The organism is uncultured Bacteroides sp. (assembly GCF_910585845.1).
Taxonomy (GTDB): Bacteria; Bacteroidota; Bacteroidia; order Bacteroidales; family Bacteroidaceae; genus Bacteroides.
The window spans coordinates 1-23,651 of record NZ_CAJUHF010000026.1 but is presented as its reverse complement, the minus strand read 5'-3'; the positions used below and the strand labels follow the sequence as shown (position 1 = coordinate 23,651).

The following is a 23,651-nucleotide window of genomic DNA, read 5'->3' as shown; positions in this document are numbered from 1 at the left end:
TCTCTTATCTTCGTAGCCTAAAATTAAGTAAATATCATATCGGTGATGCGAATAATTTTCCTGGGAATCCTATCCATCCTTTTCTGCGTGGCTTGTAGCGAGCAATACGATCATAAAGGTAAAACACCGCTGGTGGAGCTGGACGGTAATTTCCTTTACCGGGAAGATTTGCAGGCGGCGCTTCCGGAAAGAGTGTCAACAGATGACAGTTTGCTATTTGCAGAGCATTATATCCGTAACTGGGTGGAGGATATATTGCTCTATGAGAAAGCACAAAGTAATATTCCCGATAATGGGGAAATAGAGAAATTTGTAGAGAATTATCGGAAAGCATTGATCATGCATACCTATCAGCAGGCATTGATTCACCAAAGACTATCAGATGAAATTTCGGAGCAGGAGTTGACGGAATATTACGAAAAGAACAAAGAACTTTTCAAACTGGAGCGTCCCATCGTACAAGGATTGTTTGTCAAGGTTCCTCTTGCAGCTCCCGAACTGAACAATGTGCGCCGTTGGTATAAGACACCCACGCAGGACGCGGTAGAGCATTTGGAAAAATATAGTCTGCAGAACGCTGTGAAGTACGAATATTTCTACGATAAATGGGTGCCGATGGCTGATGTGATCGACCTGGTGCCACTGAAAGTGCCGGAAGTGGAGAAATATGTGAATGAAAAACGCCATATCGAGTTGAAAGATACAGCATTCTATTACTTCCTGAACGTGAGCGAATATCGTTCGGTGGGTGAACAGGAACCATACGAGTTTGCCCGTCCCAAAGTGAAAGGTATGTTGCTGAATCTGAAACAAGTGGAGTTTATGAAGGCAGTGAAAGACGACCTGTATCAGCAGGCGGTGAAGAGAAACAAGATTAAATATAATTAGTTTAGATATACAGAATGAGAAATTTGAAAAGCTTTAAGTTTGTAGCTTTATGTGCCTTGGCGCTGTTGTCCGGTTCTACCGTCTACGGACAGGACAATGTGATAGATGAAGTCGTTTGGGTAGTGGGCGACGAGGCTATATTGAAGTCAGAAGTGGAAGAAGCACAGATGAGTGCCCAATACGAGGGACGTAGGTTCGACGGTGATCCCTATTGTGTGATTCCGGAAGAGATAGCCGTACAGAAGTTGTTTCTGCACCAGGCGGCTCTCGATAGTATTGAGGTTGCTGAAAGCGAGGTTATTCAGCGTGTGGACTATATGACGAATGTGTATATCGCCAATATTGGTTCGCGCGAGAAGATGGAAGAGTACTTTAACAAGACATCCAGCCAGATACGCGAAACATTGCGCGACAATGCCCGTGAGGGGTTGAAGGTGCAAAAGATGCAGCAGAAGTTGGTCGGTGATATCAAGATCACTCCGGCAGAGGTGCGCCGCTATTTCAAAGACCTTCCGCAAGATAGTATTCCTTATATTCCCACTCAGGTAGAGGTGCAGATCATTACGCAGCAGCCGAAGATTCCTTTGGAGGAAATAGAAGATGTAAAAAGACGTTTGCGTGAATATACAGACCGTGTAAACAATGGAGAGAGTTTCTCCATGCTGGCACGTCTGTATTCCGACGACCGCGGTACAGCCATCAATGGTGGTGAAATGCCGTTTACCGGACGTGGTTACTTGGATCCTGCATTTGCCAATGTAGCTTTCAACTTGCAAGACCCCAACAAGGTATCCAAAATTGTAGAGTCCGAATACGGATTCCACATTATCCAGTTGATGGAGAAACGCGGAGACCGTATCAAAGTACGTCATATTCTGTTGAAGCCGCATGTGCCGGAAGAAGCATTGATGGCAGGTACTGCCCGCCTGGACTCCATTGCCGATGACATTCGTAACGGTAAGTTTACGTTTGAAGAAGCCGCTTCCGTGCTTTCGCAGGATAAGGATACGCGCAACAACCACGGTCTGTTGCCTAATCCCCAAACCAACACTTCCAAGTTTGAAATGCAGGAACTTCCTCCTGAGATTGCCAAGGTGGTGGATAAAATGAAGGTGGGAGAAATCTCTGAAGCATTCACCATGATACCGCAGAAGACGGGTAAAGAGGAGTGTGTCATCGTGAAGCTGAAAAGCCGTATCAATGGACATAAGGCTACGATTTCCGAAGACTATCAGAACCTGAAAGAAATCGTGTTGGAGAAACGCCGTGACGAGATGCTCGATAAGTGGATTCGCGAGAAGCAGAAGCATACCTACGTGCGCATCAACGAAAACTGGAGCAATTGTGCGTTCAAGTATCCGGGATGGATTAAAAAAGACTGATTCCGGGTGAAATATTGATTTTTTTATGCGGAAGAAATATATAAGGACTAATATACTGAGCAGGCATAGATTCCTATTGACAGGTATTCTATGCCTGTTTGGCGTCTGCCTGTTGAGTGCCCAGGACAAGAAAAAGGAGCCGGAAAAGAAGAAAACCCGGGTCGACTTATTGTATGCCGATGAAGCTCAGGCGGACAAAGTCAAGCTGCCGGATGTGCAGATACTGGTCGGATCGGTGAAGTTGCGCCATGACAGTATGTATATGTATTGTGACAGTGCATTGATCTTCGAGAAAACAAATTCGGTAGAGGCGTTCGACAATGTGCGCATGGAGCAGGGAGACACGTTGTTCATTTATGGCGATTACCTCTATTATGACGGGATGTCGCAACTGGCTATGCTGCGTGGAAACGTCCGCATGATCAATCGGAATACAACGCTGACTACCGATAGCCTGAACTACGACCGTGTGTATAATCTGGGGTATTATTTTGAAGGAGGAACACTGACTGACGAAGAGAACGTACTGACTTCCGAGTGGGGAGAATACAGCCCCGCTACCAAGTTGTCGGTCTTCAATCACGATGTGAAGCTGGTGAATCCGCAATTTGTCCTGACTTCGGACACTCTGAAATACAGCACTGAAAGCAAGATTGCCACCATTTTAGGTCCTTCGGACATCGTGAGCGACAAGAACCATATCTATTCCGAACGAGGCATTTACAACACGACTACCGAGCAGGCTGAACTGTTGGACCGCTCTGTGTTGACCAACGAAGGCAAGAAACTGACTGGCGACAGCCTCTTCTACGACCGTGTGTTGGGATATGGCGAGGCTTTTGACAATGTGCAGATGAACGACACTGTCAACAAGAATATGCTAACCGGCAATTATTGTTTTTATAACGAGACAACGGGAAATGCCCTTGCCACGCAGCGCGCTGTAGCCATCGACTATTCGCAAGGTGACAGCCTGTTCATGCATGGCGACACGCTGAGATTGGTCACCTATCACATGAATACGGATTCCATGTATCGTGAGATGCGTGTTTATCATAAGGTGCGTGCTTACCGTACGGATATACAGGCTGTCTGCGACTCGTTGGTGTACAACTCCAAGGACTCATGCATGACCATGTACACCGATCCTATCCTGTGGCACGGCGAGCAACAGGTGTTGGGCGAAGAGATCAAAGCATACATGAACGACAGCACCATCGACTGGGTACATATCATCAATCAGGCTCTGGTTGTGGAGAAGAAAGATACTATGCACTACAATCAAGTGACAGGTAAAGAGATAAAAGGATTCTTTGTAGAAGGAGATATGCGGCAGATAGATGTGAATGGCAATGTTTTGGTTGTCTTTTATCCGATAGACGATAAGGACAGCACTATGATAGGGCTGAACTATGCAGAAGGCAGCTTCTTGCGTATGCTGCTGAAAGAGCGCCGTATGGAAAAGGGAGCCTTCATAGGCAAAACCAACGGAACGCTATACCCGATGGACCAGATTCCGGCAGAGAAATACAAGTTGCCCCCTTTTGTCTGGTTCGACTATATCCGTCCGCGGAACAAGGAAGATATATTTAACTGGAGGGGCAAGAAAGCTGGTGAGCAATTGCAGAAATCAGACCGGAAACCGATAACCTCGCCAAGGAATATGAACATTAAAAGAAATAAATAAGCGCTATGGGAATGTTTACTATGCGGAAGCCACGTGGCTTTAATCATCCATACATTTATGTAGATGAGCGGAAGGAGAAACTGGCGAAAATGGAAGAAAGCGCCAAGCGTGAATTGGGCATGTTGCCGGAGAAAGAGTTTGCTCCGGAAGATATTCGCGGAAAGTTTGTAGAGGGAACTACCCATCTGAAACGGCGTAAGGAGAGCGGACGCAAACCGATGCATCTGGGAGTGATATTGGTAATTATTACTCTGCTGGTATACTTGTGGTATGCGATAAGCAACGGGATTATCTGATTCTTTGGGTCAATTATTTTTTGTTGGTTTTCTATTTAGATGATCATTTACTACTAATTACTTACTACTTTATTCGTTATGAGCGACATTATTCATTTACTGCCCGATTCGGTTGCCAATCAGATTGCTGCCGGAGAGGTGATACAGCGTCCGGCATCTGTCATTAAGGAACTGGTGGAAAATGCGATTGATGCCGAAGCACAAGAGATACATGTATTAGTGACAGATGCAGGGAAGACCTGTATACAAGTGATTGATGATGGCAAAGGTATGTCCGAGACGGATGCGCGTCTGGCTTTCGAGCGTCATGCCACGTCCAAGATAAAGGAGGCTTCCGATCTGTTTGCTTTGCGTACGATGGGCTTCCGTGGCGAAGCGTTGGCATCCATAGCTGCGGTGGCAGAAGTGGAACTGAAGACCCGTAAGCCTGACGAAGAACTGGGTACGCGGATCGTGATAGCCGGTTCGAAAGTGGAAAGCCAGGAGGCGGTTTCCTGTCCGAAAGGGAGTAACTTTTCTATTAAGAATTTATTCTTCAATATACCCGCCCGCCGGAAGTTTCTGAAAGCGAACTCCACGGAACTGAGCAACATCCTGACCGAATTTGAGCGCATTGCTTTGGTACATCCCGAAGTGGCTTTCTATTTATACAGCAACGACAGCGAGTTGTTCAATCTGCCGGTCATGCCGCTTCGCCAACGCATTATGGCTGTGTTTGGCAAGAAACTGAATCAGCAGTTGCTGTCAGTGAGTGTAGATACCACTATGGTAAAGGTATCCGGTTTTGTTGCCAAACCGGAGGCTGCACGTAAGAAAGGTGCCCATCAGTATTTCTTTGTGAACGGCCGCTATATGCGTCATCCTTATTTCCACAAAGCAGTGATGGATGCATACGAACAGTTGATTCCGGTTGGTGAACAGATTTCTTATTTTATTTATTTTGATGTAGATCCGGCCAACATTGATGTAAACATACATCCTACGAAGACGGAGATCAAATTTGAAAACGAACAAGCCATTTGGCAGATACTTTCTGCGGCGGTGAAGGAATCGTTGGGCAAGTTCAATGCCGTGCCCTCTATTGATTTTGATATGGAAGGCATGCCCGATATCCCGACCTTCAACCAGACCCAGCCGATAGAACCGCCTCAGGTGCATTATAATTCGGATTTCAATCCGTTCAAGACTTCTTCTTCCTATGGTGGAGGTAACTATTCGCGTCCGAAAGTGGATTGGGAGGGATTGTACGACGGACTGGAAAGAGCCAGCAAGATGAATGAACCAGAAGAGGAAGAACCGTTTGTAGACGAAACCGGTTGGTCCTCTGCACCGGTTGCTGCAGATATGCCCGAAGAGCGTATGCCGTATGTCGTGGAAACGGAGCCTGCGCCATCGGTACCGACGTCATCAGAGCCGACATCATTAACATCATCCTTGTATGCCAATAGTGGGCTATCGTCAGAGAAAGGAGCATTGCATTTCCAGCTTAAGGGGAGATTTATTCTTACTTCTGTGAAGTCCGGGTTGATGCTGATCGATCAGCACAGGGCACATATCCGGGTATTGTTCGAGCAATATATGAATCAGATTCGCCAGAAGCATGGAATGTCCCAAGGGGTATTGTTTCCGGAGATCATACAGCTGCCGGTATCGGAAGCGGCAGTGCTCGAAAGCATTCAAGACGATTTCTCTGCCGTTGGTTTTGAGTTGACTTCATTAGGCGGAGGCAGTTATGCGATAAATGGTATCCCGTCAGGCATCGATGGTCTGAATCCGGTGGAATTGGTGCGCAATATGCTGCATACGGCAATGGAGAAAGGAAGCGACGTGAAAGAAGAAGTACAGACCATATTGGCACTGACATTGGCAAAAGCGGCCGCTATTGTCTATGGTCAGGTGCTGAGCAACGAAGAGATGGCAAACCTGGTGGATAATCTTTTTGCCTGTCCGTCGCCGAACTATACACCGGATGGTCGCATTGTGCTGGCAACGATTAAGGAAGAAGATATCGAGAAACTGTTTTCGCGGTAAGTACGAAGGTGTATCGTAATTGATTTTACCACAAATTGCACAGATTGTCGCAGGTTATTTAGTTTAATTATTCATCATTTAAAGAATAACCTGCGATAATCTGTATAATCTGTGTAATCTGTGGTAAGTTTTGTCACACCATTATTTCTATTCGCAGAACTTTCAACTCTGCGAGTTTTTACTGAGCACCTTATTCTGCGTTAAATCTCTTTACCTGCTCTGCAATCAGCTCCGCATCATCGAAGTAATTTATCTTCATGGCATTGCGCACCTCGCTCAATGTTGCGGCAGCGGTTTCGCGTGCGGTCTCGCAACCTTTCTTCAGCATCTCGTAGATGGCAGGAATATCCTTCTCAAATTCCTTCCGGCGGTTGCGGATCGGTTCCAGTGTTTCTTGCATGACGGCATTGAGGAATCTCTTCACTTTTACGTCGCCCAGCCCGCCACGCATGTAATGTGCCTTCAATTCATCCAGATTAGGATAATCGGGCAGATATCTTTCGAAGTGTTCGGGACGTGAGAAAGCGTCCAGATAGGTGAATACGGGATTTCCTTCCACCTTGCCCGGATCTTGCACACGCAAGTGGTCGGGATCGGTGTACATGCCGCGGATCTTCTTTTCTACTTCATCTGCGCTATCGGAGAGGTAGATGCAGTTACCTAAAGACTTGCTCATTTTGGCTTTACCGTCCGTTCCGGGCAGACGGAGGCAGGCGGCATTGTCAGGCAAGAGGATTTCCGGTTCAACGAGGGTCTCACCGTATATATGGTTGAAGCGGCGCGCGATTTCGCGTGCTTGTTCAATCATCGGTTCCTGGTCCTCACCTGCGGGAACGGTTGTAGCCTTGAAGGCTGTGATGTCTGCTGCTTGGCTGATGGGGTAGGTAAAGAATCCCACCGGAATGCTTGCCTCAAAATTGCGCATCTGGATTTCCGTTTTTACGGTCGGATTGCGTTGCAGGCGGGATACCGTCACCATGTTCATGTAGTAGAACGAGAGTTCGCATAGTTCCGCTATCTGCGACTGGATGAAGATGGTAGACTTGGTCGGGTCTATTCCGCAAGCCAGATAATCCAGTGCTACTTCAATCACGTTTTGACGCACTTTCTCCGGATTGTCGGCGTTGTCAGTCAGTGCCTGTGCGTCGGCAATGAAGACGAATATCTTGTCATATAAACCGGAGTTCTGCAACTCTACTCTTCTTCTCAATGAACCTACATAGTGTCCTACGTGCAGGCGTCCTGTGGGGCGGTCTCCCGTGAGAATGATTTTTTCCTTAGCCATATCTGTTTTTCTGTTTTCTTTCTTTGATTTTTTTCTTTTCCTGTTGTTTCAGCCTGCTCTTCGGATAACTTTTCGTCTCGGAACCTTTTGGGGTATTTGTCCCCATACTGTCCCCAAAAAGTGCGGCTGCTTTTTCAGGGGGTAAAGATAATGCTTTTTGGCTTTATATATCGTGTATTTTTCTGAAAAGTTATGCCTATTGCCCTTTCTTTTATAGGTTTGGGATAGAAATGGAAATTAGGAATGTTTCCGGTTGTTTATACTTTTTGCTGCTTATGGAGGGAGAATGGGGACAATAGGGACAGTGACCCCGCTCTCCCTCACACACACACGCACATGCGAGCGCGCGTATATAAGGTGTATGAAGTAGATTTTAGCTTTATCTGATATTTGGAACACGGTTCTTTTGGGCAGGAATTATAGTAAGAACCTGTTTTATTTTTCTTCAAAAAGTCTTTTATTCAGTTTCTTTTGAGCTTCTTTCCGGTCTGTTTTCCTGTTCTTAATTCGTCACATACCCACTATGCTCCTCATAAAAACAGGAAAACATCCTCAAAAAGAACTCTCAAAAGAAGGCTGAACAAAATTTAAACAGGCTCTAAATAGCTTTTGAGTTTTTGAATTTGTTAGTTGATGAGTTTTTGAGTTGTTTTCGTTAGTGCGTCACCTAACAAACTTATCGCTAACAAACTTATCGCTAACAAACTTATCACTAACAAACTTATCGCTAACAAACTTATCACTAACAACTCCTGTAACTTCTTAAAATTTTTTTTGTATCGGTTTAACTCTTAATGAAGTGGTAATTCCTATAAATGGAAAAACCGTGTATTTGGAGCAATACACGATAATAGCAACAGGGTCACTTAAGGGCATTGACCCTATTTTTTATACAAGGAAGAGAAAAGAATCAATAGCATTGATTTCTATAAACAGTAGGATTGAATCTTATAATTATTGGACTGGTTAGTAGTCTCAATTAGTTGAATATTAATTGGATATGTAGATGATGCTGACTTGCGTCAGCATTGCTTCTTCGATAACTTCACTGAAATAAGGGAGTATTCCATTTGAGTATTACGTCATATCCTGAATAAGTCTAAAAACGACTTCATACACCTTATATACGCGTGCGTGCGTACTCGTGTGTGTGTGAGGGAGAGCGGGGTCACTGTCCCTATTGTCTCCATTCTCTGATTTCATAAACCTGACCTTTACGTTGCTAACCCTCAACTCTGCGTTGCAAAACCTGACCTTTACGTTACTTAATTTTTACTTGGATGGAAAATATTCTTTTTGGTGCATCCTTTTTTGTTGTAATGGCGACCTTATTGGTGGCTTGTAATGAGGATATGTATGTGAAACAGTTTGAAAAGAGTGATGTTCTGACTTACGAAGAAGAAGTGGCTGCTGCCCGTGAGTTTTATGAGGCTAAGAGACCGCCTAAGACGCGTGTGACAGCCGACCTTAGTACGGAATCGGGTATGATTGCGAACATGGAACCACTTTGGGGTAAACAGTTTACATATCGTAGGAAGAATAAGAAGATTCGTACGGTAGAGACAGTGATAGAAGGGAGCAAGCGGATTACGTTCATGTTGCCGGAAGTACGCAAAAAATACAAAGAAACCAAGGATCCGCGCTACAAACAGTCTATGACACGGTTAGTAGTGGAGACAAATGTGGAGACGGGAGAAAAACAAGTCTTTACAATGACTATTATGCCTGACTTGGATTATCTTGAACGTACAAACTTCAAGCCTTTCTATAACACGTATCTGCAAAGGGATGAACACTTCAGCGGCCTTATCCTTTTCCACGAGTTGGATGGCTCTTTTGCCAATGGATGGCGGTATAAAGATGGGAAGATAACTCATACCATAAAAGAATCACCATTCTCGTAGGAAGAGATAGGAGAAAATAAAGCGCAGAATCGTGCGATTGAATAGCAATGCGGAAGTTATGAGAAAATTGGAATTGGTCTGGGGCATTTGTGGACTTTTGGGTATTTTTTATCCATGTTCGGTCTCTTATTATTCTTATCTTCCGGTTCAGTATGCATATTTGCTTTATTCCAGTTGCTATTTCGGAGTTTGTATTTGCATAAGAAAGATTCCGGAAATGGCAGGTTGTTGATATGGCGTGTCTCTTGCGAAATGATAAAAGACGCTCCTCTGTGGGGGCATGGAGTGGATGGATTCCAGAAGAATTATATGCTTTATCAGGCATCGTTTTTTAACAAGTATCCCACGCACAAGTGGCGGATGCTGGCAGATGATAACAGTTTTGCTTTCAATGAGTATATAAAGTTTGTGGTGGAGCATGGCGCTGTTGCTGCCGTTTTCTTCTTTTCTTTCTTTTTGTATGTCTTGTTGAAGCAGGCCGGTGTGAGACGTTTGGAAAACATCTTTTCAAAATCAATATTATTGGGGTGGGGGATTATCGCTTTTTTCTCTTTTCCGTTTTTCTTATGGCAGTTCATTGTTCTTTTATTGTTTTTTGTAGCCGGTATAGGTGGTGGAAATGCGATGTGTATGCCGTGTAGGGAAACTTCTATCTGTGGGATTTGCAAATTCATTGGGATAAGTTGGATGATTATTCTGTTTTGGGGAGGCATCCTATATGGACGAAAGACAATCCTATTATTTAATAGAGGGACAAGCCTATATGCTGCAAGGCGTCTGGATGAAGCGAAGGATGCCTTGAAGTGTTCTTTCTTATATACTCCGGATTATAATACCGCCATGTTGTTGGGGGAGATTTATAGTGAGTTACAAAAATGTGATTCGGCAACATATTACTGGCATTTGGCGTCTGAAATGGTCCCTAATAGGATTATGCCTCATTTCTATTTATTTCGATTGTATCGGGGCTGCGACATAAGAGCCTGTTTAAATTTTCTTCAAAAAGTTTTTTATTCAGCTTCTTTAGAGTTTCTTTTCGGTCTGTTTTCCTCTTTTTATTCGTCACATAGCCCGCTATGCTCCTCATAAAAACAGAAAAACATCCTCAAAAAGAACTCTCAAAAGAAAGCTGAACAAAATTTAAACAGGCTCTAAAGAAAGCTTATAAAGAAGCGGAACTGATAAAAAATATGCCGGTGAAGGTGTACGCCTCTCAACTTAATGATATATAACGGGAAATAGATGACTTTATTGGCCATGTTCCCAAGGAATATTCTGGAAGATAATTTGTTTATTATCAAAATAAGTCGTTACTTTGCACAAATTTTGAATGACGATGCAACCACACGAAAAGAGAAGTAAATATAATCTGCGTTCGAATGAATTTCATTCGTTAGCCGATTATTTCTCTTTTTGGGGAAATGATATTGTTAGTTCTTTGTAATGCGTTAATCCTTTTGGGGTAACGCATTTTTTTTGTGAATTAACAAGTCGTTCGTAACTCGTGGCACGTAACTTGTAACTCATAGCTGTCAGTTCGTAACTTGTAGCTCGTAGTTCCGTAATTCGTCACTCGTAGCTTGCATAAACATACACAACAAAAGAAAATATGGAAAAGAATTTGAAGAAAGTGTTGGTCTTGGGCTCAGGTGCACTCAAGATCGGTCAGGCCGGGGAGTTCGACTATTCCGGTTCGCAGGCATTGAAGGCTTTGCGTGAAGAAGGTATCAGTTCTGTATTGGTGAATCCCAACATTGCTACTATCCAGACATCGGAAGGTATTGCGGATAAAGTCTACTTCTTGCCCGTAACCACTTATTTCGTAGAAGAGATCATCAAGAAAGAACGTCCTGATGGCATCTTGCTGGCATTCGGTGGCCAGACTGCACTGAACTGTGGTGCGGAACTCTACACGAACGGTATTCTGGATAAATATGGTGTACGCGTATTGGGTACTTCGGTAGAAGCGATCATGTACACAGAAGACCGCGATCTCTTCGTGAAGAAACTGGATGAGATTGAAATGAAGACTCCCGTCAGCCAGGCTGTAGAAAGCATGGAAGATGCGATTGCTGCTGCCGAGCGTATCGGTTTCCCGGTGATGATCCGTTCTGCTTATGCATTGGGCGGCTTGGGTAGCGGTATCTGCCAGAACAAGGATGAATTCCTGAAACTGGCTGAAAGCTCATTCGCTTTCTCTAAACAAATTCTTGTAGAAGAATCTTTGAAAGGTTGGAAAGAAATAGAATTCGAGGTTATCCGCGATGCTAACGACCACTGCTTCACAGTGGCAAGCATGGAAAACTTTGACCCGCTGGGCATTCACACCGGAGAATCTATTGTGGTTGCTCCTACTTGCTCGCTGACTGACGAACAGGTGAAAATGTTGCAAGACCTCTCCATTAAGTGTATCCGTCACTTGGGTATCGTAGGTGAATGTAACATTCAGTACGCATTCAATGCCGAAACCAACGACTACCGCGTGATTGAGGTAAACGCCCGTTTGTCTCGTTCTTCTGCTTTGGCGTCTAAAGCTACGGGATATCCGTTGGCATTCGTTGCTGCTAAGATTGCGTTGGGCTATACGCTCGACCAGATTGGCGAGATGGGAACTCCCAATTCGGCATACGTAGCTCCGCAACTGGATTATCTGATTTGTAAAATACCGCGTTGGGACTTGACGAAGTTCGTAGGTGTCAGCCGCGAAATCGGTTCCAGCATGAAGTCGGTGGGTGAAATCATGTCTATCGGACGTTCTTTCGAGGAAATCATCCAGAAAGGTCTGCGTATGATTGGTCAAGGCATGCATGGTTTTGTAGGCAATGACCTGCATTTCGACGACCTCGACCGCGAACTTTCATGCCCTACGGACTTGCGCATATTTGCCATAGCTGAGGCTCTGGAAAACGGTTACACGATAGACCGTATTTTTGACTTGACTAAGATTGATCCTTGGTTCCTTGGCAAGCTGAAAAACATTGTAGACTACAAACTGAAACTGTCGCAATATAACAAGGTAGAAGAAATTCCGGCAGACGTGTTGCGTGAAGCAAAAGTACTTGGCTTCTCTGACTTCCAGATCGCACGTTTCGTGCTGAATCCGCAGGGTAACATGGAGAAGGAAAATCTTCAGGTACGCGCACGCCGTAAGGAACTTGGCATTCTGCCGGCAGTGAAGCGCATCAATACGGTAGCTTCCGAACATCCTGAACTGACCAACTATCTCTATATGACGTATGCTGTTCAGGGCTACGATGTGAATTATTATAAGAATGAAAAGTCGGTAGTCGTACTGGGGTCCGGTGCTTATCGTATCGGTTCGTCCGTTGAGTTCGACTGGTGTTCGGTGAACGCAGTGCAGACTGCACGCAAGCTGGGTTACAAATCAATCATGATCAACTATAACCCCGAAACGGTATCTACCGACTACGATATGTGTGATCGTCTCTATTTCGACGAACTCTCTTTTGAACGTGTGCTCGATGTTATTGACCTGGAACAGCCTCGTGGTGTAATCGTATCCGTAGGTGGACAGATCCCGAACAATCTTGCCATGAAACTGCACCGTCAGTCAGTGCCCATCTTGGGAACTTCTCCGATCTCCATCGACCGTGCCGAAAACCGTAATAAGTTCTCTGCAATGCTCGACCAGTTGGGCATCGACCAGCCGGCTTGGCAAGAACTTACCAGTCTGGAAGATGTGAAGGGCTTTGTGGAAAAGGTAGGTTATCCGGTGCTGGTTCGTCCGTCGTATGTGCTTTCGGGAGCAGCGATGAACGTATGCTATGACGAAGAAGAGTTGGAGAACTTCCTGAAAATGGCTGCTGAGGTTTCTAAGGAATATCCGGTGGTTGTCTCTCAGTTCTTGCAGAACACGAAGGAAATTGAATTTGATGCGGTTGCGCAGAACGGAGAAGTGGTGGAATATGCTATCTCCGAACATGTGGAGTTTGCAGGCGTACACTCTGGCGATGCTACTCTGGTGTTCCCCGCACAGAAGATCTATTTCGCTACGGCACGCCGTATCAAGAAGATCAGCCGTCAGATTGCTAAAGAACTTAATATCTCCGGTCCGTTCAATATCCAGTTCCTGGCGCGCAACAATGAAGTGAAGGTGATCGAATGTAATCTCCGTGCTTCACGTAGTTTTCCGTTTGTGTCTAAGGTGCTGAAACGTAATTTTATTGAGACCGCTACACGCATTATGCTTGATGCACCCTATACCCGTCCGGACAAGTCGGCATTTGATATTGACTGGATTGGTGTGAAGGCTTCTCAGTTCTCGTTCTCACGTTTGCATAAGGCAGACCCGGTTTTGGGTGTGGACATGTCTTCTACGGGTGAAGTGGGATGTGTTGGTGATGATTTCCCTGAAGCTTTGCTGAGTGCCATGATTGCTACCGGTTTCAAGATTCCTTGTCCGGAGAAGGGGGTTATGTTCTCTTCCGGTGCAATGAAGTCAAAAGTAGATTTGCTGGAGTCCAGCCGTATGCTTTTTGCTAAGGGATATAAGATTTATGCAACGGCAGGCACGGCAGCATTCCTTAATGCCCATGGAGTGTCTACTATAGCTGTATTCTGGCCTGATGAACGTCCTGATGCAGAAGATAATGTCATGACGATGATTGCCGACCATAAGTTTGATTTGATTGTCAATATCCCGAAGAATCATACGAAACGGGAACTGACGAATGGTTACAAGATCCGTCGTGGTGCCATCGACCATAATATTCCGTTGATCACGAATGCCCGTTTGGCAAGTGCTTTCATTGAAGCATTCTGCGAAATGAAGCAGGAAGATATCCAGATCAAGAGTTGGCAGGAATATAAATAAGATAGTATAATTACCACAAAAGAAGAAGGGCGGCATGGATACCGGAAGCATCCGGTGTCTGTGCTGCTTCTTTTTTTGCATATATAGCGCCTATTTAAATTGAGTTCGGTCTTCTTGAAGAAAGTTTAAACGGGCTCTATATATGCTGAACGCTAAGAATAGAGCGTTTGAGAGAAAAAAAAGTTTCAGATATAAGTTGCTGTAATTCAACGAATAGATAAAAATGTTAGTTTTTTATTGAAAAAATAATCGGCAAATGTTTTGGAGATTTCAAAATAAGCTGTACCTTTGCATCGCTTTTGAAACGGAAGTGTAAGGGCGTTTAGCTCAGCTGGTTCAGAGCATCTGCCTTACAAGCAGAGGGTCGGCGGTTCGAATCCGTCAACGCCCACGATAAAAACCAAGCACTTTCGTACCAAAAGGGCGTTTAGCTCAGCTGGTTCAGAGCATCTGCCTTACAAGCAGAGGGTCGGCGGTTCGAATCCGTCAACGCCCACAACAATTAGAAATAGTTTTTGTAAATTGCGGATCAATAGGGAATATTGGTTCGCGATTTTTTTTATAAGGCAATTCTATCGGGTATGCAAATCCTTGATGATTTGAGCATGGGGAGGTATGGAGAGGATGTGGAGCTGATAGTTTTGTAACTGCTTTTTTTATCTGTTAACTCCTTTGCTAAACTTTCTTGCCTCTTTATGACTTGTAACTCAGAAAAAAACGCTAATTTTGCGGCTCGATAATTATCAAAATACACGTATGGAACTTGATTTACTGACAGCGATTTCTCCGATTGACGGTCGATACAGAGGAAAAACGAATGCCTTGGCGGCCTATTTTTCGGAATTTGCTTTGATAAAATACCGCGTACAGGTAGAAGTGGAGTATTTCATTACCTTGTGCGAGTTGCCTTTGCCGCAATTGAAAGGTGTGGATAAGGGCGTGTTCGAAACCTTGAGAAACATCTACCGGAACTTTTCTGAGGCTGATGCGCAGCGTATCAAAGACATTGAGAGTGTGACGAATCACGACGTAAAAGCCGTGGAGTATTTCCTGAAAGAAGAATTTGACAAGATGGGCGGGATGGATGATTACAAGGAATTCATCCACTTCGGATTGACTTCGCAGGATATCAACAATACTTCCATTCCTTTGTCCATAAAAGAGGCACTGGAGCAGGTTTATTATCCTCTGATAGAAGAGTTGATTGCGCAACTTCGTGCGTATGCCGAAGAATGGGCAAATATCCCCATGCTGGCAAAGACACACGGACAACCGGCATCTCCTACTCGTTTAGGTAAGGAAGTGATGGTTTTCGTCTACCGCCTCGAACGTCAATTGGCTACACTGAAGGCTTGTCCGCTGACAGCCAAATTCGGTGGCGCAACCGGAAACTACAACGCCCACCATGTGGCTTATCCGGAATTTGACTGGAAGATGTTTGGAAATAAGTTCGTTGCCGAAAAACTGGGACTGGAACGTGAGGAGTATACTACGCAGATTTCCAATTACGACAATCTTTCTGCTGTGTTTGATGCAATGAAGCGTATCAATACAGTGATGGTGGATATGAACCGTGACTTCTGGCAGTATATCTCGATGGAGTACTTCAAGCAGAAAATCAAAGCGGGTGAAGTAGGATCAAGCGCCATGCCGCACAAGGTGAATCCGATTGACTTTGAAAATGCCGAAGGTAATCTGGGTGTAGCCAGTGCAATTTTAGAGCATTTGGCTGTGAAGTTGCCCGTATCCCGTTTGCAGCGCGACCTGACGGATTCTACAGTGTTGCGTAATGTCGGTGTTCCGTTTGGACATATCATCATTGCCATCCAAAGCTCATTGAAGGGGCTGCGTAAGCTGTTGCTGAACGAAACTGCTATTTACCGTGATTTGGACAGTTGCTGGAGTGTGGTGGCTGAAGCTATTCAGACCATATTGCGCCGTGAGGCATATCCGCATCCGTATGAGGCACTGAAGGCACTGACGCGTACCAATCAGGCGATCACGGAAAAATCCATTAAAGAATTTATTGAAGGATTGAATGTAAGCGAGGAAATTAAGAAAGAGTTGCTTGCTATTACTCCTCATTCGTATACAGGAATTTGAGAAAGAAGAGGGTAACCGGATGATGGAGCCAACATTTTAATCCGGCAATCGTTATTTGGAATATACATATATTATAGTATAAAAGTAATTATAAAATGGCCGTGAGGCCAACGTTTAATTTTATTCGAATAAAAAATGAGTATAGAAAACGAAACTTGGCGTGACGATTCTTCCCATGAGGAGAATTCAGGCAACAGATTTGAAAGACCGAACAGTTATAGTCGTCCGTCTTACAACCGTGAAGGTAGCGAACGTCCTTACCGTCCTCGCTTCAATAGCGAAAACGGTGACCGTCCGCAACGCACTTACAGCAGTGACCGCCCTTATCGCCCACGTTTTAATCCTAATGCTGAAAACGGCGATCGTCCGCAACGCACTTATGGCGAGCGCCCTTATCGTCCGCGCTTTAACAGCGAAAACGGTGATCGTCCGCAGCGTTCGTCTTATAACCGTGAAGGTGGCGAGCGTCCCTATCGTCCTCGCTTCAACAGCGAAAATGGCGATCGTCCGCAACGTCCTTCTTATGGTGATCGTCCGCAGCGTCCGCGCTTCAATAATGGTGACGGGCAACAACGTTCATACAATAACGATCGTCCTTATCGCCCTCGTTATAATAACGATGGAGGCGAACGTCCGCAACGCTCTTCTTACGGTGGTGGCTATGGCAACTCTTCTTATGGCGATCGTCCGCAACGTTCACGCTTCAACTCGAACGGTGGAGGAAGACAGGGAGGATACAACCGTCCTCAGCAGCGTCGTACGGCAGACTACGATCCAAATGCAAAGTACAGCCGTAAGAAGCAGATCGAATATAAGGAGCAGTTTGTTGATCCCAATGAACCGATTCGTCTGAATAAGTTCCTTGCCAATGCCGGCGTTTGCTCTCGTCGTGAGGCGGATGAGTTTATCACGGCAGGAGTGGTTTCGGTGAACGGGGTAGTCGTTACGGAACTCGGAACCAAAATCAAGCGTGGGGATGAAGTGAAATTTCACGACCAGACGGTGAGCATTGAGCGTAAAATCTATATCTTGCTGAATAAGCCGAAAGATACAGTGACTACTTCGGATGACCCGCAGGCGCGTCGCACGGTTATGGATCTGGTGAAAGGGGCTTGCAGCGAACGCATCTATCCGGTAGGCCGTTTGGACCGCAATACTACAGGTGTATTGCTGTTGACGAACGACGGTGACTTGGCTTCTAAGCTGACGCATCCGAAATTCTTGAAGAAGAAGATTTACCACGTACATACGGATAAGAACGTGACGAAAGCGGATATGGAGCAGATCGCAGCCGGAATCCAGTTGGATGACGGTGAAATCCATGCCGATGCCATCAGCTATACGGATGACGTTAAGCGCGATGAAGTAGGGATTGAGATCCACTCCGGAAAGAATCGCATTGTGCGCCGTATATTCGAGTCGTTGGGTTACAAAGTTGTGAAGCTCGACCGTGTATTCTTTGCCGGACTGACGAAGAAGGGTTTACGTCGTGGCGAATGGCGCTACCTGACTGAGCAAGAAGTCAACTTCCTGCGCATGGGCTCTTTTGAGTAATTATATAAATAAGGTATTAAACACAAATTTATGGAAAAAATTAGTAGAACAAAGATTGTTGACGTGCTGAAGCGTGAAGATTTCGGCGTTATGGTCAACGTGAAAGGTTGGGTTCGTACTCGCAGAGGTAGTAAACAAGTTAATTTTATCGCCCTGAATGACGGTTCTACCATAAATAACGTGCAAATAGTAGTGGACTTGGCCAACTTCGACGAGGGGATGCTGAAGGAGATCACTACCGGTGCCTGTCTGAGTGTGAACGGTGAACTTACCGAGTCTGTAGGTTCTGGTCAGAAAGCTGAGATCCAAGCTCGTGAGATTGAAGTGCTGGGAACCTGCGACAATACATATCCTTTGCAGAAGAAAGGCCATACGTTGGAGTTCCTGCGTGAGATTGCCCATTTGCGTCCACGTACGAATACCTTCGGTGCTGTGTTCCGCATCCGTCATAATATGGCGATCGCTATCCATACTTTCTTCCATCAGAAAGGTTTCGTCTATTTTCATACCCCTATCATTACGGCTTCCGACTGTGAGGGTGCCGGACAAATGTTTCAGGTGACCACGAAGAACCTGTATGACCTGAAGAAAGACGAGGCAGGTTCTATCATCTACGATGACGACTTCTTTGGCAAACAAGCCAGCCTGACCGTTTCGGGACAGTTGGAAGGTGAACTTGCCGCTACGGCACTGGGTGCTATCTATACGTTTGGTCCTACGTTCCGTGCCGAGAACTCCAACACTCCGCGCCACCTTGCCGAATTCTGGATGGTGGAACCGGAAGTGGCATTCAACGATATCACGGACAATATGGACTTGGCGGAAGAATTCATTAAGTTCTGTGTGAAGTGGGCATTGGATAACTGTGCCGATGATGTGAAGTTCCTGAACGATATGTTTGACAAGGGATTGATCGAACGTCTGCAAGGTGTGTTGGGCGAACCTTTCGTCCGCTTGCCCTACACGGAAGGTATCAAGATACTGGAAGAAGCTGTGGCAAAAGGCCATAAGTTTGAGTTCCCTATATACTGGGGGGTAGATTTGGCTTCCGAACACGAACGCTATCTGGTAGAAGAACACTTCAAACGCCCTGTCATCCTGACTGATTATCCGAAGGAAATCAAGGCGTTCTATATGAAACAGAACGAAGACGGCAAGACAGTGCGCGCAATGGATGTATTGTTCCCGAAGATTGGTGAGATCATCGGCGGTTCCGAGCGTGAGGCTGATTATAACAAGCTGCTGACGCGTATCGAAGAACTGCATATTCCGATGAAGGATATGTGGTGGTATCTCGACACCCGTAAGTTTGGTACCTGTCCTCACTCCGGTTTCGGTCTGGGTTTTGAACGCTTGCTGCTGTTTGTTACGGGTATGGCGAACATTCGTGACGTGATACCTTTCCCACGCACACCGCGTAACGCCGAGTTCTAATCCTGTTCCTGTCAGGAATGAGGCGACCGGATTCCGGAATACGATAGACAGAATGGAGGATTTTCCTTTTTCCGATAACATCATCCCTGCTGCAAATTTTTGTGGCAGGGATTTTTGTTTTCGGAGAGGGGATCTTGTGAATCGTTGCATTCCTGCATTGTTTGTTATTGATTGATAGCCTCTTAAAAAAAGAAGAAAAACTTTTGCCAGTTTTAGGAAAATCCGTACCTTTGCAAGCCGATTATTATCTAATAAGGATAAGCATTTAATTCAGAGCGAGTTAATCAGCCTTTGTCCGGGGCGGTTGATTTGCGAAGAAGTATTTTAGTAGTAACATTTAAAAAAAACAAATTAAGAGTGGATACTTTAAGTTACAAGACCATTTCTGCAAACAAAGCTACAGTAACCAAAGAATGGGTTATTGTTGACGCTACAGACCAGGTATTGGGACGTCTGGGCGCTAAAGTTGCGAAACTGTTGAGAGGAAAGTATAAACCTAACTTTACCCCTCATGTAGATTGCGGTGATAATGTAATCATTATCAATGCCGATAAGGTGAAGATGACAGGAAACAAGTGGACAGATAAGGTCTATTTGTCATACACTGGTTATCCCGGTGGTCAGAGAGAAATGACTCCTGCCCGTTTGCAGGCTAAGCCTAACGGTGATGAAAAACTGTTGAGAAAAGTAGTAAAGGGTATGTTGCCTAAGAACAAATTGGGCGCAAAATTGCTGAACAATATGTATGTATATGCTGGTAGCGAACACAAGCATGATGCTCAGTGCCCCAAATTAATAGATATAAACTCACTTAAATAAGAGATATGGAAGTAGTAAATGCATTAGGCAGACGTAAAAGTGCAATCGCACGCATTTTCGTAACCGAAGGTACAGGAAAGATTACTATCAACAAGAGAGACCTTGCAGAGTACTTTCCATCAACTATTCTTCAGTATGTAGTAAAACAACCGCTGAGCAAGCTGGGTGTTGCTGAAAAATATGATATTAAAGTAAATCTTTGCGGTGGTGGTTTCACCGGTCAGTCTCAGGCTTTGCGTTTGGCCATTGCCCGCGCATTGGTGAAGATGAACGCAGAAGACAAGGCTGCTCTCCGCGCCGAAGGCTTCATGACGCGTGACCCGCGTTCTGTTGAACGTAAGAAACCGGGACGTCCGAAAGCTCGTAGAAGATTCCAGTTCAGTAAACGTTAATTTGGGGTTTGTAAGTTTTATAAGTTTATTGGTCGGTTAATTAGTAAGTTATGTAAGTTTGTTGGTTTGTGAGTTTGGAGGTGATGAGGCTTTCCCTAACTTAAAAACTCAAGAACTGAAAAAACTCAAGAACTGAAATCGCGTTTCCTTCGGACTCGGAAACTTAAGAACTCAGAAACTTAAAAACTCAAGAACTGAAAAAGCGTTTAGCATCTAAACTACCGGGACTCTGGATGAAAAGGACTACCCGGCGGTTGGTTTAGAAAAACAAAAAAGAAAGTAAACGATTAAAAGAAAAAACAAAATGTCAAGAACTAATTTTGATACATTATTGGAAGCCGGCTGTCACTTCGGTCATCTCAAAAGAAAGTGGAATCCTGCAATGGCTCCCTATATTTTCATGGAACGCAATGGTATTCATATCATTGACCTCCACAAGACGGTTGCTAAAGTAGACGAAGCTGCTGAAGCTTTGAAGCAAATCGCCAAATCAGGAAAGAAGATCCTGTTTGTTGCTACTAAGAAACAAGCTAAACAAGTGGTTGCTGACAAGGCTGCCTCTGTAAATATGCCTTATGTAATCGAGCGTTGGCCGGGCGGTATGTTGACTAACTTCCCCACTATCCGCAAGGCTGTTAAGAAGATGGCTACTATCGACAAGTTGACTAACGACGGTACGTATGCTAATCTTTCTAAGAGAGAAATTCTGCAGATCTCACGTCAACGTGCTAAGTTGGACAAGACTTTGGGTTCTATCGCTGACCTGACTCGTCTGCCGTCTGCACTGTTTGTTGTGGATGTGATGAAAGAAAACATCGCAGTTCGCGAAGCTAACCGTCTGGGTATTCCCGTATTCGGTATCGTTGATACGAACTCTGATCCTACGAACATCGACTTCGTAATCCCGGCTAATGACGATGCTACCAAGTCAGTAGAAGTAATTTTGGATGCTTGCTGCGCTGCTATGCAGGAAGGTTTGGAAGAAAGAAAAGCTGAGAAAGTAGATATGGAAGCTGCCGGTGAAGGTTCTGCCAACAGAGGTAAGAAGAAAGCTACCAAGGCAAGACTCGACAAGTCTGACGAGGAAGCTATCAACGCATCTAAGGCAGCCGCTTTCATGAAAGAGGAAGAGGCTTAATATATAGTTGAGAGTTGAGAATTGAAAGTTGAGAGTTACTTTAAAACGGCGATTCTCAATTCTCTGTTCTCAACTCTCAATTGTTTTTATAAAGAATTTATTAATAACTAAAATATAGAGGAAATATAATATGGCTGTAACAATGGCTGATATTACCAAACTCCGCAAAATGACTGGAGCTGGTATGATGGATTGCAAGAATGCGTTGACTGAGTCAGAAGGCGATTTCGACAAGGCTATGGAGATTATCCGTAAGAAGGGACAGGCTGTTGCCGCTAAGCGTTCGGATCGTGAAGCTTCCGAAGGTTGCGTTTTGGCTAAGTCTACAGGCAACTTTGCCGTTACCATCGCTTTGAAGTGTGAAACTGACTTTGTTGCTCAGAATGCTGATTTCGTAAAACTTACTCAGGACATTCTTGATCTTGCTGTTGCTAACAATTGCAAGACTCTGGATGAAGTGAAAGCTCTTCCGATGGGTAACGGTACTGTACAGGATGCAGTGACTGACCGTAGCGGTATTACAGGTGAGAAGATGGAACTTGACGGTTACATGACAGTAGAAGGTGCAAGCACTGTTGTTTACAACCACATGAACCGTAACGGTCTTTGCACCATCGTTGCTTTCAATAAGGAAGTTGACGCTGCCTTGGCTAAGCAGGTAGCTATGCAGATTGCTGCCATGAACCCGATTGCAATTGACGAGGACGGTGTTTCTGAAGAAGTGAAACAGAAAGAGATCGAAGTGGCTATCGAGAAGACTAAGGCTGAACAGGTACAGAAGGCTGTTGAGGCTGCTTTGAAGAAAGCCGGCATCAATCCTGCTCACGTGGACAGCGAAGACCACATGGAAAGCAACATGGCTAAGGGTTGGATTACAGCTGAAGACGTAGCTAAGGCTAAGGAAATCATTGCTACCGTTTCTGCTGAAAAGGCTGCACACTTGCCTGAGCAAATGATTCAGAACATCGCTAAGGGTCGTCTGGGCAAATTCTTGAAAGAGGTTTGCTTGCTGAACCAGGAAGATATCATGGATGGCAAGAAGACTGTAAGAGAAGTATTGGCTGCTGCTGATCCTGAATTGAAGGTTGTAGACTTCAAGCGTTTCACTCTGAAGGCTGAATAATTTTTTATTCTATTCATATAATTTTGTAACGGTCGCACGGGATATCCGTAGCGACCGTTTCTTTTATTTCTTCCAGTGGAATGGACTTTTTTATCTCGCGGAACGAATAATTCTGTCTCGTGGGATGAATAAATCCGTCTCGTGGAACGAATAAATTCATCTCACGGGACGGATTTTTTTGTCTCCTGGGATGATTTTTTTTATCTCACGAGACGGATGGAGACGAGTTTCGCACCTGTTTTCACTTTGCGGAAGAGTTTCCGTATAATACGGGATTTAAGGCAGGGTCGTTATACATCTTCATCTGTTTATATACCTTCATATACTTTTATCCTTCCTTGATGTCCTCTATCTCCTGATAATAGTGTTTGAAGCATCGAAAACCACCGGAATGAAACAGGATGAGAAGAACTATAATTTCCGTATCACTCATGTGGTTAGGCTTGTTGCGATGCTTATGGGATGTATCCTTAATCATATATTTTTCTTGTAGGATAGCAAATTCCTTGCAAAAATCATCTACTATACAATAAATCTCTGTAACTTTAACCTCTGAGAAAAAGGATTTTAAAAAGAGAGAGTCTTTCATCGCTAAATATCTGGGCAAAGATAAGAATGACCACTCTACATGGGAGACAAAATTAAACCGATCTATGGATATATGTAATAAGCAAATTTTAAATCATCATTTTTCGGTAAAGTAAAATCGACATATGATATTCGAGCCTCTTCGTTTATAATATTGATTGCTTTAGGATACCGGTCATCTTTGGCTGGGGAT

At 44.6% G+C, this 23,651-nt stretch carries 16 protein-coding genes, 2 tRNA genes and 1 pseudogene; 17 read left to right on the top strand and 2 right to left on the bottom strand.

Annotated features, from left to right (window positions below; translation table 11 throughout):
- The first annotated feature begins 45 nt into the window (after nucleotides 1–45).
- The 5 genes from QZ323_RS08890 (at nucleotide 46) to mutL (ending at nucleotide 6,284) form a co-directional block, all read left to right on the top strand.
- Nucleotides 46–888: a peptidylprolyl isomerase gene (locus tag QZ323_RS08890; RefSeq protein ID WP_294634248.1), complete on the top strand. Its 843-nt coding sequence runs from the start codon at nucleotides 46–48 to the stop codon at nucleotides 886–888.
- 14 nt (nucleotides 889–902) lie between these two features.
- Nucleotides 903–2,270 (top strand): peptidylprolyl isomerase, encoded by a 1,368-nt coding sequence (locus tag QZ323_RS08885; protein WP_294634247.1) that lies wholly within the window; start codon nucleotides 903–905, stop codon nucleotides 2,268–2,270.
- 25 nt (nucleotides 2,271–2,295) lie between these two features.
- Nucleotides 2,296–3,957 (top strand): OstA-like protein, encoded by a 1,662-nt coding sequence (locus tag QZ323_RS08880; protein WP_294634246.1) that lies wholly within the window; start codon nucleotides 2,296–2,298, stop codon nucleotides 3,955–3,957.
- A gap of 5 nt (nucleotides 3,958–3,962) precedes the next feature.
- Nucleotides 3,963–4,253, top strand: coding sequence for a hypothetical protein (locus QZ323_RS08875; RefSeq protein WP_294634245.1), 291 nt, complete (start codon nucleotides 3,963–3,965; stop codon nucleotides 4,251–4,253).
- Nucleotides 4,254–4,331: 78 nt separating this feature from the next.
- Entirely contained in the window at nucleotides 4,332–6,284 is a 1,953-nt protein-coding gene (gene mutL / locus QZ323_RS08870) for a DNA mismatch repair endonuclease MutL (RefSeq protein WP_294634244.1), read from the top strand.
- 190 nt (nucleotides 6,285–6,474) lie between these two features.
- On the opposite strand, the gene trpS is transcribed toward mutL, so the two are convergent.
- A complete protein-coding gene (gene trpS / locus QZ323_RS08865; protein ID WP_294634243.1) occupies nucleotides 6,475–7,569 on the bottom strand; it encodes a tryptophan--tRNA ligase in 1,095 nt (364 codons plus the stop codon).
- Between the two features lie 1,280 nt (nucleotides 7,570–8,849).
- On the opposite strand from trpS, the gene QZ323_RS08860 reads away from it, so the two are divergent.
- The 12 genes from QZ323_RS08860 (at nucleotide 8,850) to tsf (ending at nucleotide 22,870) form a co-directional block, all read left to right on the top strand.
- Nucleotides 8,850–9,473, top strand: a complete 624-nt coding sequence (locus QZ323_RS08860) for a hypothetical protein (RefSeq protein WP_294634242.1) — start codon at nucleotides 8,850–8,852, stop codon at nucleotides 9,471–9,473.
- 87 nt (nucleotides 9,474–9,560) lie between these two features.
- Nucleotides 9,561–10,562 (top strand): O-antigen ligase family protein, encoded by a 1,002-nt coding sequence (locus QZ323_RS08855; protein WP_363174877.1) that lies wholly within the window; start codon nucleotides 9,561–9,563, stop codon nucleotides 10,560–10,562.
- Nucleotides 10,563–11,082: 520 nt separating this feature from the next.
- Nucleotides 11,083–14,307, top strand: a complete 3,225-nt coding sequence (carB, locus tag QZ323_RS08850) for a carbamoyl-phosphate synthase (glutamine-hydrolyzing) large subunit (protein ID WP_294634238.1) — start codon at nucleotides 11,083–11,085, stop codon at nucleotides 14,305–14,307.
- Between the two features lie 316 nt (nucleotides 14,308–14,623).
- Nucleotides 14,624–14,698, top strand: a tRNA-Val gene (locus tag QZ323_RS08845).
- 30 nt (nucleotides 14,699–14,728) lie between these two features.
- Nucleotides 14,729–14,803, top strand: a tRNA-Val gene (locus QZ323_RS08840).
- 260 nt (nucleotides 14,804–15,063) lie between these two features.
- Nucleotides 15,064–16,410 (top strand): adenylosuccinate lyase, encoded by a 1,347-nt coding sequence (purB, locus tag QZ323_RS08835; protein WP_294634237.1) that lies wholly within the window; start codon nucleotides 15,064–15,066, stop codon nucleotides 16,408–16,410.
- 135 nt (nucleotides 16,411–16,545) lie between these two features.
- The gene (locus QZ323_RS08830; RefSeq protein ID WP_294634236.1) at nucleotides 16,546–17,964 is read left to right on the top strand and encodes a pseudouridine synthase; all 1,419 of its coding nucleotides are present in this window, start codon (nucleotides 16,546–16,548) and stop codon (nucleotides 17,962–17,964) included.
- A gap of 30 nt (nucleotides 17,965–17,994) precedes the next feature.
- Nucleotides 17,995–19,398: an asparagine--tRNA ligase gene (gene asnS, locus QZ323_RS08825; protein WP_294634235.1), complete on the top strand. Its 1,404-nt coding sequence runs from the start codon at nucleotides 17,995–17,997 to the stop codon at nucleotides 19,396–19,398.
- Nucleotides 19,399–19,755: 357 nt separating this feature from the next.
- Nucleotides 19,756–20,217 carry a 50S ribosomal protein L13 gene (gene rplM, locus QZ323_RS08820; RefSeq protein ID WP_294634234.1) on the top strand — a complete coding sequence of 154 codons (462 nt, stop codon included), beginning with the start codon at nucleotides 19,756–19,758 and terminating at the stop codon, nucleotides 20,215–20,217.
- A gap of 5 nt (nucleotides 20,218–20,222) precedes the next feature.
- Nucleotides 20,223–20,609 (top strand): 30S ribosomal protein S9, encoded by a 387-nt coding sequence (gene rpsI / locus QZ323_RS08815; RefSeq protein ID WP_294634233.1) that lies wholly within the window; start codon nucleotides 20,223–20,225, stop codon nucleotides 20,607–20,609.
- A gap of 304 nt (nucleotides 20,610–20,913) precedes the next feature.
- Nucleotides 20,914–21,747: a 30S ribosomal protein S2 gene (gene rpsB, locus QZ323_RS08810; RefSeq protein WP_294634232.1), complete on the top strand. Its 834-nt coding sequence runs from the start codon at nucleotides 20,914–20,916 to the stop codon at nucleotides 21,745–21,747.
- 130 nt (nucleotides 21,748–21,877) lie between these two features.
- Complete coding sequence (gene tsf, locus QZ323_RS08805) at nucleotides 21,878–22,870, top strand: translation elongation factor Ts (protein WP_294634231.1); 993 nt, start codon at nucleotides 21,878–21,880, stop codon at nucleotides 22,868–22,870.
- Between the two features lie 352 nt (nucleotides 22,871–23,222).
- Here tsf and QZ323_RS08800 read toward each other — a convergent pair.
- Nucleotides 23,223–23,459 (bottom strand): annotated as a pseudogene (locus QZ323_RS08800) (hypothetical protein); the annotation flags it as partial.
- Between the last annotated feature and the right edge of the window lie 192 nt (nucleotides 23,460–23,651).